Annotated in this window: 16 protein-coding genes; all 16 read right to left on the bottom strand. The window is 27.5% G+C overall.

Translation table 11 applies throughout. The features are described from left to right. On the bottom strand, positions 1-575 hold a 575-nt coding region (locus CLTHE_RS06210), incomplete at its 3' end, for a hypothetical protein (protein ID WP_143324036.1). A 158-nt stretch (positions 576-733) separates the two neighbouring features. Continuing rightward, on the bottom strand, positions 734-2,029 hold the full coding sequence (locus CLTHE_RS06215; protein ID WP_080022488.1) for a homoserine dehydrogenase: 1,296 nt from the start codon (positions 2,027-2,029) through the stop codon (positions 734-736). 213 nt (positions 2,030-2,242) lie between these two features. Further along, positions 2,243-4,885: a C40 family peptidase gene (locus CLTHE_RS06220; RefSeq protein WP_080022489.1), complete on the bottom strand. Its 2,643-nt coding sequence runs from the start codon at positions 4,883-4,885 to the stop codon at positions 2,243-2,245. A gap of 178 nt (positions 4,886-5,063) precedes the next feature. Continuing rightward, a complete protein-coding gene (locus CLTHE_RS06225; RefSeq protein ID WP_080022490.1) occupies positions 5,064-5,735 on the bottom strand; it encodes a PHP domain-containing protein in 672 nt (223 codons plus the stop codon). A 112-nt stretch (positions 5,736-5,847) separates the two neighbouring features. Beyond that, complete coding sequence (locus tag CLTHE_RS06230) at positions 5,848-6,372, bottom strand: hypothetical protein (RefSeq protein WP_080022491.1); 525 nt, start codon at positions 6,370-6,372, stop codon at positions 5,848-5,850. 126 nt (positions 6,373-6,498) lie between these two features. Continuing rightward, the gene (gene aspS, locus CLTHE_RS06235) at positions 6,499-8,289 is read right to left on the bottom strand and encodes an aspartate--tRNA ligase (RefSeq protein WP_080022492.1); all 1,791 of its coding nucleotides are present in this window, start codon (positions 8,287-8,289) and stop codon (positions 6,499-6,501) included. A 31-nt stretch (positions 8,290-8,320) separates the two neighbouring features. Further along, complete coding sequence (gene hisS, locus CLTHE_RS06240; RefSeq protein ID WP_080022493.1) at positions 8,321-9,577, bottom strand: histidine--tRNA ligase; 1,257 nt, start codon at positions 9,575-9,577, stop codon at positions 8,321-8,323. Positions 9,578-9,590: 13 nt separating this feature from the next. After that, positions 9,591-11,024 carry a coproporphyrinogen III oxidase gene (locus CLTHE_RS06245; RefSeq protein ID WP_080022494.1) on the bottom strand — a complete coding sequence of 478 codons (1,434 nt, stop codon included), beginning with the start codon at positions 11,022-11,024 and terminating at the stop codon, positions 9,591-9,593. Between the two features lie 12 nt (positions 11,025-11,036). After that, complete coding sequence (locus CLTHE_RS06250; protein ID WP_080022495.1) at positions 11,037-11,636, bottom strand: MBL fold metallo-hydrolase; 600 nt, start codon at positions 11,634-11,636, stop codon at positions 11,037-11,039. 21 nt (positions 11,637-11,657) lie between these two features. Next, positions 11,658-12,107: a D-aminoacyl-tRNA deacylase gene (gene dtd, locus CLTHE_RS06255; protein WP_002597872.1), complete on the bottom strand. Its 450-nt coding sequence runs from the start codon at positions 12,105-12,107 to the stop codon at positions 11,658-11,660. A gap of 17 nt (positions 12,108-12,124) precedes the next feature. Continuing rightward, positions 12,125-14,308 (bottom strand): RelA/SpoT family protein, encoded by a 2,184-nt coding sequence (locus CLTHE_RS06260; protein WP_080022496.1) that lies wholly within the window; start codon positions 14,306-14,308, stop codon positions 12,125-12,127. A 121-nt stretch (positions 14,309-14,429) separates the two neighbouring features. Next, entirely contained in the window at positions 14,430-14,948 is a 519-nt protein-coding gene (locus CLTHE_RS06265) for an adenine phosphoribosyltransferase (protein ID WP_080022497.1), read from the bottom strand. A gap of 19 nt (positions 14,949-14,967) precedes the next feature. After that, complete coding sequence (locus CLTHE_RS06270; RefSeq protein ID WP_080022498.1) at positions 14,968-15,834, bottom strand: DHH family phosphoesterase; 867 nt, start codon at positions 15,832-15,834, stop codon at positions 14,968-14,970. 131 nt (positions 15,835-15,965) lie between these two features. Further along, a complete protein-coding gene (secF, locus tag CLTHE_RS06275; RefSeq protein ID WP_080022499.1) occupies positions 15,966-16,862 on the bottom strand; it encodes a protein translocase subunit SecF in 897 nt (298 codons plus the stop codon). After that, entirely contained in the window at positions 16,855-18,114 is a 1,260-nt protein-coding gene (gene secD / locus CLTHE_RS06280) for a protein translocase subunit SecD (RefSeq protein WP_080022500.1), read from the bottom strand. Before secD ends, secF begins: the two co-directional genes overlap by 8 nt. A gap of 247 nt (positions 18,115-18,361) precedes the next feature. Continuing rightward, positions 18,362-18,637 (bottom strand): preprotein translocase subunit YajC, encoded by a 276-nt coding sequence (yajC, locus tag CLTHE_RS06285; protein ID WP_002597878.1) that lies wholly within the window; start codon positions 18,635-18,637, stop codon positions 18,362-18,364. Positions 18,638-18,677: the final 40 nt, after the last annotated feature.

Raw genomic sequence — 18,677 nt, forward strand, 5'->3', positions numbered from 1 at the left:
CCATTATATATATCATACTGTATATAATTATTTGAATACTCATTATATGTTTCTTTAAAACTTTTTATTATTCTAATTAACTCTTTACATTTTTCCTTATCATAAGGACTTCCATATTTCAAAATTATATCAAAAGGCTTTAATGTATTTTTTATTTCCTCATTTGAACCTACTTGAAAAACATAACCTAAACTTTGTCCAGTATTAGTTATATATTTGTCTAAATTTACAAGATCATTTATATAATCACTTTTACTAACTTTTCCGCCTTCATAATAATATGTTTCTTTTATCATTTCATTAAAATAATCACTATAACAAATTCCAAGGGAAGCTAAAAGATTTTCTCCATAGTCATTTTCCGTTATCATATAAGTTAAGTTATTAGATTGCAATTGTGTAAAAAGATTTAAATTGTTTGGTGCTATTTGATTATTGAAAAAACTTTTTAATGTATTTATCTGTCCTGTTGTATATTTCCACGGTTCTTCTTTAGGTCTCGTAAAAATATATGCCCCTATGCATACAACTATTATTAATCCCCCTACTATTATTTTTAGTAGATTTTTTTTCACAGTATGCCACCTCTTTATTTCTCAAAATTATTATCAATTTTTCTGAATAATATTATACCTTATTAAAAATTTTTTTGATGTAAATTTTAAACAAAGTTTCTCAATAAAATAAAAATAAAAAAGCTTGCCATTAACAAAAAAGCAAGCTTTTTGAATTTTTATTTAAAATCCTCAATTCTTATTATATTATCTATCTTTTTAACCGAAATAAGTTCATAAATTTCATCAATTGCCTCAATAATTTGACATTCTTTTGTATAATGAGTTATAAGTACAAGCGTAACAACTCCCTCTTTTTCTTGGCCTCTTTGAATAACTGATCTTAAACTTACACCACTTTCTCCAAAAAGAGTAGTTATTCTTCCTAATACTCCTGGTTCATCATAAACTCTTATCCTTATATAATATTTACTTTCCACCCCTCTCATATCTCTAAACTTTTTATCCCAAAGATTATTCTTAACTACTGGATTTATGTTATCTAAATCTATATTGTTTTTTAATATGGTTATCATATCACTTACAACAGCACTTCCTGTTGGTAAATCTCCTGCTCCTCTACCATAGAACATTAAATCTCCAACTGCATTACCTTTTATAAGTACAGCATTAAAAGAATCATATACATTTGCAAGAGGATGTTTTTTAGGTATCATTGTTGGATGAACTCTCATTTCAAGTTTTCCATTTTTATCTTTTACTATAGCAAGAAGTTTGATTACCATTCCAAACTCTCCTGCATATTTCATATCTATTGATTTTATATTTGTTATTCCTTCTCTATATACATTTTCTATATCTATTTTTGTTCCAAAAGCTAAAGAAGACAATATTGATAATTTATATTGTGCATCATATCCTTCAATATCTGATGTTGGATCTGCTTCTGCATATCCCATTTCTTGTGCTTCTTTTAATGCATCATCAAAATCTAAACCTTCAAGCTCCATTTTTGTTAAAATATAATTTGTTGTTCCATTTATTATTCCATACATCTCTTCTACTTTATTTGCTGTAAGACTTTCATTAATTCCTTGGATTATCGGAATTCCTCCTGCAACTGAAGCTTCATATTGAAACATTGTTCCCATTTCATCAGCCTTTTTAAATAATTCATCACCTTGAGTGGCAATAAGCATTTTATTAGCAGTAACTATATGTTTTTTTCTTTCTATACATTTTACTAAATATTCTTTAGCTGGATCAATTCCTCCCATAACCTCTATTACTATTTTAATTGAACTATCTTCTAAAATTTCGTTAAAATCTGTAGTTAATAAATTTTTATCAATTTCAAATCCTCTTTCTTTATTCTTATCTCTAACAAGTATTTTAGAAACTTCAACTTCATAACCAGAACGCTTCATTATTTCATCTCTATTTGAATTTAATATCTTCCAAACTCCACGACCTACATTTCCAAGTCCTAAAAGTGCAATTTTAACTTTTTTCATAAATCCTCTCCCCCTTAATATTTTACCCCTAAAATTTATAGTCTCATTATAAACCCTTATTTTTATTTTTTCCATATTATAGGATATTTTTTTTTATTTAAAAACACTTTAATTGTTTTGTTTAAAATTTAATTACAATAAAACATTTACATTTTAATACAAAAAACAATAAAAGGATATTGTTAAAAAGCAATATCCTTTTATATAAATATATTAATTTAAAACTCTTCTTGCACAACCAACTAAATTCCAAGGAACATTTTGAATTGTTACATACGCATGCGAATGAGGAGCTACTATCCATTTTCCATTTCCTATATATACTCCAACATGTACTGCATCTTTAAAGAATAATAAATCTCCTGGTCTTACATCATTTAAAGGAACTGCTCTTCCTGCATTAACTTGTTGATATGTTGTTCTACCAACTGAAATTCCAAGTTGACTAAATGCCCAATCTACAAGTCCAGAACAATCAAATCCTCTATATCCATGATTTATATATTGAGATGGAATATCATATCTCCCTTCTGCTGCAGCAGTTGGAAATTCATTTTTTAATTGTTGAAGACTTGAGCTAGTTACGTATTGTCCTTCTGCTCCCCAAAGATAAGGTGATCCTATTTGATCTTTTAATAATGTATATAATCTTTCATAACTTGCACTATAATTTCCACTATTGTTATTTACAGAACTGTTATTATTTACAGAATTATTATTATTTGTATTATTACTTATCATATGATCAGATAATTTTATATAATTTGCACTTGTATAACCTATTTGACCATTATTATCTATCTTATACCAATCTCCGATACGAGCTAAAACTTTAACTCCTTGTCCATTTAAAAGATAGCCTATTACTGATGAATTTAATGATGCTCCACTTCTTATTCTTAATGAACTTTCTATATTTATAACTTGTCCATATTTATTACTATAAGTAATTTCTCCAGAATTATTTTTAATATCATTTGTTTCATTATGAATATCATTAGGATTTCCATTTACAATCTTTATATATGAACTATAAACATATCCAGTAGAACCATTTACATTTATTCTATACCAATTTCCTTGTCTTCCAGTAACTTTAACTTGTTGTCCACTTAAAAGATATCCCATTACTGAACAATCTGTGTTTGGCGCTGTTCTAATTCTTAAATTTGATTCTATATTTATAACTTGTCCAACTGCATTTTCAGATTGAAAATTATTTGTATTACTATTTGAACTATTGTTTGTATTATTATTATTTGCATTATTATGGTTTACTTCAGCACTATTTACTATTTTAACATAATCACTAAAAACATATCCTACCTGATTATTTTTAGATATTTTATACCAATCTCCACTCTTTCCTAATATTTGGAATGTTTCACCATCATTTAAAATTCCTAATATTGAAGAATTTGTTGAAGCTCCACTTCTTATTCTTAATGCTGAAGATACATTAACAACTTCTCCATATCCTTTTTCAGGAACAAAAGTATTATTATTATTATTAGATGTTGCTGTTGTAGCATTTGAACTATTCCCATTAGTATTATTAGTATTTGAAACCTGTCCATTAGATAATTGTATATAAGAATCGTATACATATCCTACTGTTCCATTATTATCTATTTTATACCAATTTCCTTCTTTTCCTGTTATTTTAACAGTACTTCCATCATATAATAATCCTATTATAGAAGAATTTGTTGAAGCTCCACTTCTTATTCTTAATGCTGAAGATACATTTATTACTTTTCCATTTTCATTAAGACTTCTAACAACTTTTTGTGCGCTAACTGTCTCTATTTTTACTTCTGGTTTATTAACTACTGTATTATTAGATTTAACTTTATAAGTTTCTCTATCTATTTTATATTGGTCTTTAGTATTATTATATTTAACTACACTGTTAGCATTTAAATCTCTAACATTATTTTGTGCTTTTACTTTATTTTCACTTTGCACTGATTTATTATTTTCATTATTATTAGGAATGTTAAATGCTTGTGTATTATTATTCACACTTATATTTGGTGCTATATCATTTACATTAAAAACATTTATATAATCCGCACAAACAAATCCTGTTTTACCATTTATATTTATTTTGTACCAGTCACCATCTTTTCCAATAATATTGACTAAATTACCTTCATGTAATCTTCCTATAATATTACTTTGAGTTGTTGCTCTTTCTCTTATTCTTAAATCTGTTTGTACATTAGTAACTTTTCCTGTTGTAATATCTTTTACAGTTTTATCTGTTGGTTCATTTACAACTATAATTTTATTCCCATTTAATCCTTCTATATAGTGACTATCTGAATATCCTTCTTGACCTTGATAGCTTATTTTATACCAACCATTAGTCTCTCCAATTACTTTAACAACTTGTCCATTCGTAAAGTATCCAATTACTCTTGAATTTAATGAAGGTCCACTTCTAAATCTTAAATTTGTTTCAACATTTACAACTTTACCTTCACTAGATTTCAAATCTATTTTATCTTTATTATTTCCATTTAATTCTTTTACATATTCTCCATAGACATAACCGTATCTATTATTATATTGGATTTTATACCATTTTCCTTCTTTACTAGCTATATTAAAGATACTTCCAGGCTGAAGATACCCTAAAATTTGTGTATCTATTGATGCACCTTGTCTAACTCTCAAATCTGAAGTAACATTTACGACTTGCCCTTTATTTGTGTAAGTTTTCATGTTTTTTATATTGGTATTTGATGTATTTAAAGTATCTGCATGTGAAGTTATTGCATTTTTTGCAAGAACTAATGTAGCACTTGTTGAAGCCGCTAATACCAATGCAACTGCTTTATTTTTTTTCATTTGTTCACATCCCCTGATTTTTCTTCTTTCTCTTTATTTTATACCATTTTTATCTAATCATAAAGTTTTATTTTAATTTTTCTGTAACTTTTAGAATAAAATAATATTTTCTTAATATTTCTTGTAAAAAAAAGTATTAAATCAGAAATTTTCTATGCGTTTATAAATACTTTTTATTTTAAAACTTTAATATATCATTAATATCTTTTACTTCTAAAAATAATTCTCCTAATATTCCATGTTTTACATTTTTCTTAACTATATTATGGAAGTCAGTTCCAGCAGTATAAAACATTCCTTTAGATTTAGCTATATTTTTAAAATATTCTATTTCAACTTTATTATGTCTAGGATGTATAGCCTCTATTCCGTCGAAATCATGATTTATAATATCATTTAAATTTTCTCGTTTTATTTTACCAGGATGAGCTAGAACTACTTTTGCTCCAAACATTTTCAAAAATTTAATTCCCTCGGATAATTCTAATCTTTTCTGTCCTTTCCTTACTTTTATTTTATCTTTGAATATAGATTTTAATTGATATACATTTTTCTTCTGTATAAAAGTAATTGCCTTTATAAATTTCTTATTTTTATAGATTTCTTTATTAAAATATCCTAATATATGAACTTGACGTCCTTTAAACCTTGTTGATAGCTCTATTCCTGGGATTACTTTTAATCCAATTTTTTTTCCTTCTTCTACTCCTTTTTCAACTCCATCTATAGTATTGTGATCAGTTATTGATATATAATAAATGTCTTTCACTTTAGCCAAAGCAACTATTTGTTCAGGAGTAAATTTTCCATCTGATGCAGTAGAATGAATGTGTAAATCTACTTTTTTCATTTTCTCCTCCAAATTTTCTTTTTGCTAATATTCTATTCTTCTCTCTTTTTTTTGGAACTTTTTCAAAATTAAAAGAGGCTTTTTAGCCTCTTTTAATTTATATCTTAAACTATTATTTTAATTCAGATTTTTCTTCAGATTTCTCTTCTGCTTTTGGAGCTTCTACTTTTTTATCATCTGATTTCTTTTCCTCTATTTTATCTTCTGCATTTTCTACTCTTACTGCATCAGTTGATTCAGTTTTAACATCTTCTCTTTTATTTCCTGGCTTACCTTTAGAAACATATACTTTTTTAGCTGTTGCTTGTGGTGGAATTGATTTTGTTATTTTTCCATCTAAAGCTGCTCCAATCATGTCTCCTTGTTTTATTTCAATATCTTTCTCTTTTTTATTGCAAGAATCCTTAACTTCTGTATCTTTATCAACTGTAATTATCATTTGTGTCTTAGTTATTTCACATCCCTTTAAGTATCCACATACTAAAAGTTTTGTTTCTTTACTACCTTCGCACTTTTGTACTTTTACTACTTCTCCCATAAACATATTATGCTTCATAGGATTTGCAAATGCAGTAACTCCAAATACTCCTAAAAATAATAATAATGATATCAAGCTTCTTTTAATTTTTTTATTCATTCTTATTCCTCCTTTTAATATCATACAAGATTTATTTTCTCTAAAAGAAGCTTGTCCTATTCAAATTATAATAAGGAAATTTCTACCTAAAAATACCCCTAAGTTATATACTTAGGGGTATTTTAATTATTCTTCTTCTTTTTTTACTGAAATAGCTATTCCAAGATCTTCTAATTGATTAGCATCAACTATATTTGGTGCTTCACTTAAGTAGCAGTAAGCATTTTGATTTTTAGGGAACGCAATAACATCTTTTATATTTTCAGTTCCAGCTAAGAACATTATCATTCTATCTAATCCAAATGCTAAACCTCCGTGTGGTGGTGGTCCAAATTTAAATGCATCTATTAAGAATCCAAATCTTTCTTGTGCAGATTCTTCAGTAAATCCAAGTGCTTTAAACATTCTTTCTTGAAGTTTTGCATCATGAATTCTTATAGAACCTCCTCCAAGTTCTTCTCCATTTAATACTAAATCATATGCTTTTGATCTTACTTTTCCAGGATCAGTTTCTATCATATCTAAATCTTCATCCATTGGAGCTGTAAATGGGTGATGACATGCAGTATATCTTTCTTCTTCTTCACTATACTCAAATAATGGGAACTCTGTAATCCAAGTAAAATTAAATTCATTTTTATCTTTAATTAAATCTAATTTTTTAGCTAATTCTAATCTTAGAGCTCCTAGCCCTTGAAGTACTACAGAATCTTTATCTGCTAATATTAAAACTAAATCTCCTTGTTTAGCTGAACAAGCATCTAAAAGTTTTTGCATTTCTTCTTCTTTAAAGAATTTAGCTATTGGTGACTGTATTCCATCTTCTTTATTCTTTATCCAAGCTAATCCTTTAGCTTTATATGTTTTAACAAATTCACCTAATCTATCTATATCCTTTCTTCCCATAGAAGCTCCGCCTTCTACAACAAGACATCTAACTGAACCGCCATTAGCTATAGCATCTGAGAATACTTTAAAATCTACTCCTTTAACAGCTTCAGTAAGATTTTGTATTTTCATTCCAAATCTTAAATCTGGTTTATCTGAACCATAGCTATTCATTGCTTCTGCAAAAGTCATTCTTTTAATTGGAAGACTTACTTCATGTCCTAAAACAGTTTTAAATACATGAGCAATTAATCCTTCATTTAAAGCCATTATATCATCTTGTTCTACAAAACTCATTTCTAAGTCTACTTGTGTAAATTCAGGTTGTCTATTAGCTCTTAAGTCTTCATCTCTAAAACATTTTACTATTTGATAGTATCTATCAAATCCTGATACCATTAATAATTGCTTAAAAATTTGTGGTGATTGTGGTAATGCATAAAACATTCCTGGATAGTTTCTAGAAGGTACTAAGTAATCTCTAGCTCCTTCTGGAGTACTTTTAGTTAATATTGGAGTTTCTACTTCTAAAAATCCATTTTCATCTAAATAGTCTCTAATTGCTTTTGAAGCTCTATTTCTTATCATAAATATATTTTGCATATCTGGTCTTCTAAGATCTAAATATCTATATTTAAGTCTTATACTTTCAGCTGCATCTAAATCTTCTTTTATATATATTGGTGGAGTTTCTGATTCTGAAAGAATTTTTATATCTTCACATTTTAACTCAACCATTCCTGTACTTAATTCTTTATTTGGTGCTGATCTTAATACTATTTCACCTGTAACTGCAATACAGTATTCTCCTCTAACACCTTTAGCTTTTTCAAATATATCTTCAGATACATCATCTCCAAATACAACTTGCATTATACCAGTTCTATCTCTTAAATCAATAAACTGTAATCCTCCAAGCTTTCTATTTCTTTGAACCCAACCCATAAGAGTAACTTTTTTACCCACATGTTTTTCTCTAGGTTCACCACACATCATTGTTCTTTTTAATCCATTTAACGCTTCTGCCATGTGACGTTCCTCCATATCTATATATAAAAAATTATTTTTGGCTTTTTATAATTTGTTTTATCTCTTCTAAATTATCAAGTTTTATATTAAATTCTTCTCTATCTTTCATTCTTTTTATCTTAGCTTCTTTAGTTCCTAATTCATCGTCACCTATTACTAAGTTAAATAATGCACCTATTTTATTGGCAAATTTCATTTCTGCTTTAAAACTTCTTCCTGCATGATTTATCTCTGCATTAACACCAATTTCTCTTAACTTATGAGCAAGCTTAAAGGCATACATTTTTCCTTCTTCTCCTCTAGCTGATATATAAAGGTCTATATCATCTTCTCTTGGAACTTCAATATTTTCATCTTCTATTGTAGCTATAAGTCTTTCAATCCCCATACCAAATCCAACAGCTGGCATTTCAGGTCCACCGATTTCTTCAATTAGCTTATCGTATCTTCCTCCACCACAAACTGTATAATCATCATTTAATATTTCGAATATTGTTTTTGTATAGTAATCTAATCCTCTAACAATACCTGGATCTACTGAGTATGATATTCCTAAAACATCTAAGTACTCTTTTACTTTACTAAAATGATCATTACATGAATCACAAGTATAATCTAATATTATAGGAGCATTTTTAGTTATTTCCTTACAACTTTTTTCTTTACAATCCAATATTCTCATAGGATTTTTTTCAAATCTAGTTTTACATGTTTCACAAAGTGAATCATAATTTTCTTTTAAGAAGGCTTTTAAAGCTTCATTATATTTAGGTCTACATTCTGGGCAACCTAAGTTATTTATATTTAATTTTAAACTTTTTAACCCAACTTTTTTAAGTACTCCCATTGCAAGAGCCATAACTTCAGCATCCATTGAAGGTTCTTTTGAACCAAACATCTCAACTCCATATTGATGAAATTGTCTATATCTTCCTTTTTGTGCTTTTTCATATCTAAAACAAGGTGTTATATAATATAACTTTGTTGGTTGAGCCTCATTAAAAAGTCTACTTTCAATAAATGCTCTTACTGCTGGTGCAGTTCCTTCTGGTTTTAATGTTATGCTTCTATCTCCTTTATCTTTAAAAGTGTACATTTCTTTTTGTACAATATCTGTAGTTTCTCCTACTCCTCTTAAAAATAATTCTGTATGCTCAAAAATTGGAGTTCTTATTTCTTTTATTCCAAAGTTTTTTGATATCTCTCTAAATATATTTTCAACATAGTGCCATTTATAAGCTTGACTAGGTAACATATCTTTGGTACCTTTAGGTGCTTGTATTTCCATCTATATTGCCTCCTTAATTATTGTATATTGTATTTAAAATATTAATTTTACCCTCTATCATTTTATCTATTCTTTTGATATATTCTTTAACATCTTTAACATTTGGGTATCTTTCTATTCTTTTTGAATCTAAATTTACAATTTTTGATACTCCATCTGCTCCAAGAGCTATTATAGTTTGTCTTTCTTCTATCATTTGAATATTATAAATACATTCTTTTCCCTTCTTAGCATACCCCAAATTCTCCATATTTCCAACCATATTTTTTTGTCTGTACATATAATATGGGTAAACTTCTAAATCTTTAGAGAGTTTTGTACTTTCTTCAAACATTTTTAGTATTTCATCTTGCGATTTTATTCCTAAACCTTTTTTAAGTAAAAACTTCTCATAAAGAGTTGACCCTCTCTTTAATGATAATCCATGAACAGTTAAACTATCTGGTTTTAATTCCTTTATTTTTTCTACTGTTTTTTTTACTTCTTTTAATCCTTCTCCTGGAAGTCCAATTATAATATCCATATTTATATCTTCAAATCCAATTTTTCTTGCTAATTTAAAAACATTTACTGTCTCCTCTTCTGTATGCCCTCTTCCAATTAAAGAAAGAGTTTTATTATTCATTGTTTGAGGATTAATACTTATTCTATTTACCGAATAATTTTTCATTGTTAGCAACTTATCCTTACTTATAGAATCAGGTCTACCACATTCTACTGTAAATTCTTTTATATTTTTATCTTTAATAAAGGCTTTAAAAATACTCTCCATTATATCTTTAAACTCTAAATCTGAAACAGCTGTTGGAGTTCCTCCTCCAAAATAAACAGTTTCTATTTGAAGATTCTTTTCTTCTATGTATCTTTTTATACTATCTATTTCTTTTTTTAAAGCTTCTAAATAAGGGTTTACAAGATTCTTATTACTTCCTATTGGATTAGAAGAAAATGAACAATAAACACATCTAGTAGGACAAAAAGCCATTCCTATATATATTGATATTTTTCCTTGTTCTCTATTTACAAAAAGTTTTTCAGATTTTGCAACTTCTATGCAAAGTTTAGTTTTCTCTTCTTCAGTTAAATACTTTTCCTTAAATATCTTTATTATTTCTTCATCCGTTTTTCCTTCATTTATAAGCTTTAAAGCTATTTTAGATGGCCTTATTCCAACTAATATTCCCCAAGGATGATTTTCCTTAGTTAATTCTTTTAAACTTTCAAAAATACATTTTTTTAAAGTATTTTTTATATCTCCATTATTTTTTCTCTTTAAAATGAAGCTATCTTTTTTAAAGATAACTTCATCCTTAGAGACTTTTATTAAATAATCATAATTTAAAGTTTCATCTACAAATTTAAATTCATCTAATGGAAAATAAATATTAAACATATTATATACATCTATTCTGTATTTTAACTCATTTAGGTTTATATTTATCTTCATTACTAAATCTCCTTAATTTAAGAATGGATTTATTTTTTTCTCAAAACCTATTGTTGTTTTTGGTCCATGTCCTGGATAAACTTCAACTCCATCATCTAATATTAATAACTTATCTTTTATACTACTTAAAATTGTATTCATATCACCACCTGGAAAATCTGTTCTTCCTATTGAACCTTGAAAAAGAGTATCCCCAGAAAATAGTTTTCCATCTACGAGAAAACATACGCCTCCTTGTGTATGCCCTGGAGTATGAATAACTTTTATATCTAAATTACCTATATTAAGCTTTGTATCTTCTTTTAAGAATCCATCTGCTTTTCTTATATTACCAAAAACAGTACTATCATTTTCAACATAATTTTCTTCATTTTCATGCATATAAAAAGGAATTTTTAAAAGTTTACTTAAATATTCAACTCCTCCTACGTGATCCATATGTGCATGTGTTAAGAGAATAAATTTAGGTTTAAAATTTAAATCTTTTATTATTCTTTCTAATTTTAATTCATCTCCACCTGGATCTATTATTGCACCTTCTCTTGTTTTTTCATCAATTAATATATAACAATTTGCGTCATATATTCCTGCTGGGATAGCTTTTATTATCATTTATACCATCTCCTTGTATTATTAAAATTCTTTAGAACTGTCTAATAAAATTGTTACTGGTCCATCATTTTCTATAGAAACTTTCATATCTGCTCCAAATTCGCCACATTGAATTTTAAGTTCGGTTTCATTCATCATTTCTAAAAATTTTTTATATAATTCTTCTGCTTCTTTTGGACTCATAGAATTCATAAAATTAGGTCTTCTTCCTTTTCTACAATCTCCGTAAAGAGTAAATTGAGATATAATAAGTATTTCACCTTTTATATCATTTACTGAAAGGTTCATTCTTTCTTTTTCATCTTCAAAGATTCTTAAATTTATAATTTTATCTTTTATATATTTCAAATCTTCTATTGTATCATCTTTAGAAATACCTATTAATACATTTAACCCTCTATTTATACTTCCTATAATTTCTCCATTTACTGTTACACTTGATTTAGATACTCTTTGAACTACCGCTCTCATTTTTCAAAACCTCTTTTCTAACTATTCATTCTATATACATCTAATATTCCTTTAAGATTTCTTATTTTTCTCATAAGCTCTTTAAGCTGATCTATAGATTTTATTTTTACCTTTAAGTTTATTATTGCAACATTATTTTTAGCAGAATTAGCATTTAAAGCTGTTAGTACTAACCCTGATTCATTAATTATAATCATTAAATCTGATAAAATTCCAAGCCTATCCTCAGCTTTTATTTGCACTTCTGCAACATAAGCTGATTTTTTATCTTCCCCAAAGCTTGCTTCAAGCACCTTATCTGGATCTTCTTTTATCAAATTTTGAAGATTAGAACAATCTTTTCTATGAATTGAAACTCCTCTTCCTTTAGTTATATAGCCTAAAACTTCATCTCCTGGTACAGGATTACAACACCTTGCAAAACGAACCATTATGTTACTAAGTCCTTTTACAACTACTCCATATTCTTTATTTTTATCTATTGATTTATTTCCTTTTGCTAATTGCTCTTCTACATTTTTATCTTCTACTTCTTTAGTTATCTTTTCAAAAGGATCAATTAATTCTTCTTTTACTTTATTTGTAAAAGATACTGGATTTATTACTCCTATTCCTATAGCTCCAAAAAGTTCTTCTTGAGTATGAACATTATATTTTTTTTGAATTTTATCATTAGAAATAGCTTTGTTTAATATATTTAAATGGATACCTTTTTTCTTTAATTCTTTTTCTAATATATCTCTACCAACTGATATATTTTCTTCTCTTTTTGCTCTTTTGAACCATTGTCTTATCTTACTTTTAGCCTGATTACTTTTAGCTATATTAAGCCAATCCATTTTAGGACCATTAGCAACTTTAGAAGTAATTATCTCCACAATTTCTCCAGTCCTTAAATTATAATCCAATGGAACAATTTTCCCATTAACTTTTGCTCCTACACATCTATTTCCTACATCTGTATGAATTCTATATGCAAAGTCTATTGGAGTTGATCCACTTGGTAAATTTATAACAACACCCTTTGGTGTAAATACAAAAACCTCATCTGAAAAAAGATCAATTTTGAATCCTTCCATAAATTCTTCCGCATCAGATGTTTCTTTTTGCCATTCAAGTATATCTCTAAGCCAAGCAAGCTTTGTTTCAAAATTCATCTCTTTTTTTTCTTCTGAACCTTCTTTATATTTCCAATGAGCTGCTATTCCGTACTCAGCAGTTTTATGCATTTCAAAAGTTCTTATTTGTATTTCAAAGGTTTTACCTTGTGGTCCTATTACTGTTGTATGTAATGATTGATACATATTAGGTTTTGGCATAGCTATATAATCTTTAAATCTTCCAGGAATAGGCTTATATATTGTATGTACTATTCCTAAAACTCCATAACAATCCTTTACAGAGTTAACAAGTACCCTAATTGCTGTCAAATCAAAAATTTGTTCTATATTCTTATTCTTCTTAACCATTTTTCTATATATAGAATAGAAATGTTTAGGTCTTCCATCTATATCTGCATCTATCCCTGCATTTTCCAAGTTATTTCCTAAGTCTTCTACTATAGAAGCTATATATTCTTCTCTTTCAATTCTCTTTTCAGCAATTTTAGCCACTAAATCATAATACTCTTCTTCGTGTAAATATCTAAATGATATATCTTCAAGTTCCCATTTTATTTTTGACATACCTAATCTATGAGCAAGTGGTGCATAAATCTCTAAAGTTTCTTTAGCTTTTATCTTTCTTTTTTCTTTAGACATATATTTAAGAGTTCTAAGATTATGAAGTCTATCTGCTAATTTTATTATTATAACTCTTATATCTTTCGCCATAGCAAGAAGCATCTTTCTAACATTATCTGCTTGTTGCTCTTCTTTTGTCTTATATTTTATTTTACCAAGCTTTGTAACTCCATCAACAAGATTAGTAACTTCCTCACCAAAAAGATCTTTTACCTGATCATAAGTATACTCTGTATCTTCAATTACATCATGAAGAAGACCAGCTATTATAGTATCTGTATCCATTCCAAGTTCTGCTAATATAACAGCTACATCTATTGGGTGTGTAATATATGGTTCTCCTGATGCTCTCATCTGATTTTCATGAGCTTTTTCGGCAAATTCATAAGCTTTTTTAACTTTTTCTATATCTACATTATTACAATTTTTATTTATAGCTTTTATTAATTTATCTATCATAGTAGGATTACTCTCCCTTAAAAATAGTTTTCAACTAAGAATTTCTAAAATCAAAGGCTGGTTACCAAACCAGCCATTCTTTATTATAATTATATATTATTGTAATTATATTTTCAATGTTTTAAATATCATATTTAACTAATGACATAACATCATACTTTTCTAACTTATCTTTACCATTTAACTCTGTTAATTCAATAACAAAATCCATTGAAACAACTTCTCCACCTGCAAGCTCAACAAGTTTAGCAACTGCTTCTATAGTTCCTCCTGTTGCTAAAAGATCATCTACTATTGCAACTCTTTGTCCTTTTTTTATTGAATTTTTATGAATTTGAAGTGAATCAGTTCCATATTCTAATGAATAATCTATACTTAAAGTTTCACCTGGTAATTTTCCTGGTTTTCTTACTGGAACGAAACCACAACCTAAAGCATATGCTACTGGAACTCCAAATATGAATCCTCTTGCTTCTGGTCCTACTACTAAATCTATATTTTTATCTTTTAAATGCTCAACTATAGCATCAACTGATGCTCTTAATCCCTCTCCTTCACCAATTAATGTAGTGATATCTTTAAAACTTATACCTTCTTTTGGGAAATTTTCTATTATTCCTATTTTTTCTTTAAAATCCATAACTAATCCTCCATAATAACTAATTTTTTTGTTTACTTATGTTATGTAAATATTTAACTATCTGCTTTGCTCTATCTCTATCATCAGTGATAAGTAATTCTAATATTATTCTTCCATTATTAACCATCCCAACAGCACTAATTGCCGGTGTAATAAAGTTTGTAATCTGATCTATTCCTTCTTCTACTTTATTATTCATATGATTATAATCTATTATTGACCTTAATCCTATATTATTTGTATTTTCTAAAAACTTTTTACCTTCTTTTAAAACAACACCATTTTCTCCTGTAATGGAAAGCTTAGGATATAAATTCCATCTTGTTCCTATAAATATTAAATCCAAATATTTATTTATACTTTTCATATTATAATAAATTGCAACTGCTTGCATAAGTTTAAAAGCTAATATAGATAAAGATAATGTCTTGTACCTATATTGGCAACTTTTTTGTCTAGGATTTATATATATATAATTTCTCTTAAAATCATTTTTATCGTTTTCTAAAACTATTAAATCTATTTTTAAATTTTTACACAAATTCACAACTTCTTCAGATTCTAAATCTATACCTAATGTTATAAGTAAATCTGCCCCTAAAAAGTCCACTCTTTCTTTTATATTAAATGAGTTTATTTTACTCTTTAAATCTTCACTTTCATGAATAAGATATTCTACATCTGCATTTAGATATTTGAGTACTAAGCTTAAGGAAGCAATTGCACAAATACCATCTACAGTGTTTATTCCATAGACAACTATCTTTTTTCTACTATTAATAGCATCACTAAGAGTTTCTATAGCCTTATTCATATCTTTTAGTATAAAAGGATTATATCCTGTTATATAATTAGGGCAATATATGCTCTCCCAAAACTTTCGCATGATTATTATCTCCTCCACAAAATTAGAAAACAATAATATTATAAGTTAAAACTGTGAATTTTACAAATGTTTATTAAAAAAATTAAAAAAAACCCTTAAAATATATATTTTAAGGGTTTTTTTTGATTATTTTATGGTAATTCTTCGACAACTACTTCTTTTTTTCTCTTACCTTTTTTAAGAGATCTATCTTTTAACATAACCCAAACTGGTGATGCTATAAATATTGAAGAATAAGCTCCTGCTGCTATACCCACTATTAATGGGAAAGCAAAATCTCTTACACTTGGTACAAAAATATAAACTGCTATTATTGTTACAAGTGTAGTTGCTGTTGTATTTATTGATCTTGCCATTGTTTGATTTACACTTTTATTAGCAACTTCTCTTGGAGAAGTTCTTTTTATGAACTTCATATTTTCTCTTATTCTATCAAATATAACTATACTATCATTCATTGAATATCCTACTACTGTAAGTATTGCAGCTATGAATGGTGAGTTTACTGTTATATTAAATATTGCATAAACACTAACTGTTATTAAAATATCATGGAATAGTGCTATAAGTGCTGCTAATCCAAATTTAAACTCAAATCTTATAGCTATATAAACAAGCATACATATAAATGCAATACCTAAAGCTATAATTGCATTATCTGTTAGCTCTTTTCCAATAGATGCTCCTATTTGATTTTGAGATACAAGTGCTTTATCTCCTACTTTAAACTCAGTTTTGAATTTATTAAATATTTCAGTTACTTGCTCTGAAGTAAGATTAGCAGATTTTATTTCATATTCATTTGAATTTACTGTATTTGTTGTTGCATCATTTACATATTCATTAACTATTTTATCTGCTTGAGCTTTATTAAACCCATTACCTAAATCAAAAATAACTTGAGTACCACCTTTAAAGTCTATACCAAAGTTTAAACCACCTCTATAAATCATGCATCCTATACCAATTATTATTACTATTAGAGATAAAGAAAACCAAATTTTCCATTTGTCAATAATCTTAAGCATTTTCTTTTACCTCCTTTTTCACTCTAAATGCACTTAACTTCTTTAATATTCCCATATCATAAGCTAAATCTAATAAGAATTTAGTTACAAGTAAACCTGTAAATAAACTTATTATTATACCTATCATAAGAGTTATTGCAAATCCTTTTACAGAACCTGAACCAAAGAAGTATAAAATTAGAGCTGCTATTATTGTAGTCATATTTGAATCTACAATTGAAGACATAGCATTTTGATATCCTCTTTTAATTGATGATTTTACAGTTACTCCACGAGCTAACTCTTCTCTCGTCCTTTCAAATATTAAGACATTGGCATCAACTGCCATACCTATGGTTAGCAGTAATCCAGCTATTCCTGGTAATGTTAGTGTAACTCCAATTTCTACGAAAGCTAATAAAACTAATGTAACATAGAATGTTAAAGCTATACTTGCAATAAATCCTGGAATTCTATAATAAAGTATCATAAATAAGAATACTATACCAACACCTATAATTCCTGCTTTTACTGCATTAGGTAATGCTGTTGCTCCAAGTTGAGCTCCTACTGTTTGTTGTGAAACTGCTTTTATTGGAACTGGTAAAGCTCCTGAATTAATAAGTCCAGCTAAATTTTGGGCTGCTTGAATACTTCCACTTCCTGTTATAACTGCTTCTCCATTATCTATTTGACTTTGAACAGTTGGATCAGTTAATGTTTCATTATCCATTTTAATTGCGATTTTTTGACCTATAAATTCTTTTGTTGCTTCTGCAAATTTTTGTGTACCTTCTGATGTGAATTTAAGTGATACTACTGGTTGGTTTGTTTGTTGATCAATTACTGCTGATGCTTTTTCAACATCTTTACCAGTTAATATAACTTTTCCATCTGGCCCTACAAAAGTAAGGTCACCTGTTTGACTTAATGTTTTAACTATACCTTCAGAATCATATTTTCCTGGAATATCAACTCTTATTCTATTTGATCCTTCAGTTGTAACAACTGTTTCCGCTACTCCGAGCTTATTAACTCTCAGTTGTATTAAGTCTTTTGTTTTTTCTAAATCTTCATGACTTACATTAGGTTGCGTTATTTCAAGTAATACTGAGACTCCACCTTGTAAATCAAGACCTTTAGTTATTGTTTGGTTAAATGATTTAACCTCCCATCCGCCTATTTCTACGCCTCTAAAGCAAACAATTGCAAAAAGAATAATTGCTAGGGTACAAATTATAAAAATAGCCGTACTTTTACCTTTGGACTTCATCTTTATCCCCCTTTGTTATTTATTCATATTTCATATTTGTTCCCAATCCGTTATCAGATTATTCTATAAAATATATATTTTATTAAAATATTTTATATTTTTATCTTATATAATTGGTATTTCTTATATAAAAATCAAATAACATTATAACATATTCCATATTTTTTATAAAGAAAATGCTTTATTTTATAATTTTTTCTTAATATTATAAAAAAGTGCCTAATTTAAATAGGCACTTTACTTTTAATTATTTATTCTCAGTTTTTTCTAATTTTTTTGCAATAGCATCTTTAAGAATTTTAATTCTAGTTTTACCTGCAGTTTCTAAAACTACATTTTCATCATCCATTTGAACTATTTTCCCAATTATTCCGCCTCTTGTCATTACATTATCATTCAATTGAAGAGCACTCATCATTTCTCCATATTTTTTCTTTCTCTTTCTTTCTGGTAAAATTATTAAGAACCAAAAAATCGCAAATATAACTATAATTGGCACTATGTTTAATAATATACTATGCATATTGAACCCTCTTTCGTTTTTACTCTTTTTTTAACGTCTT

Source organism: Clostridium thermobutyricum DSM 4928 (assembly GCF_002050515.1).
Taxonomy (GTDB): Bacteria; Bacillota; Clostridia; order Clostridiales; family Clostridiaceae; genus Clostridium; species Clostridium thermobutyricum.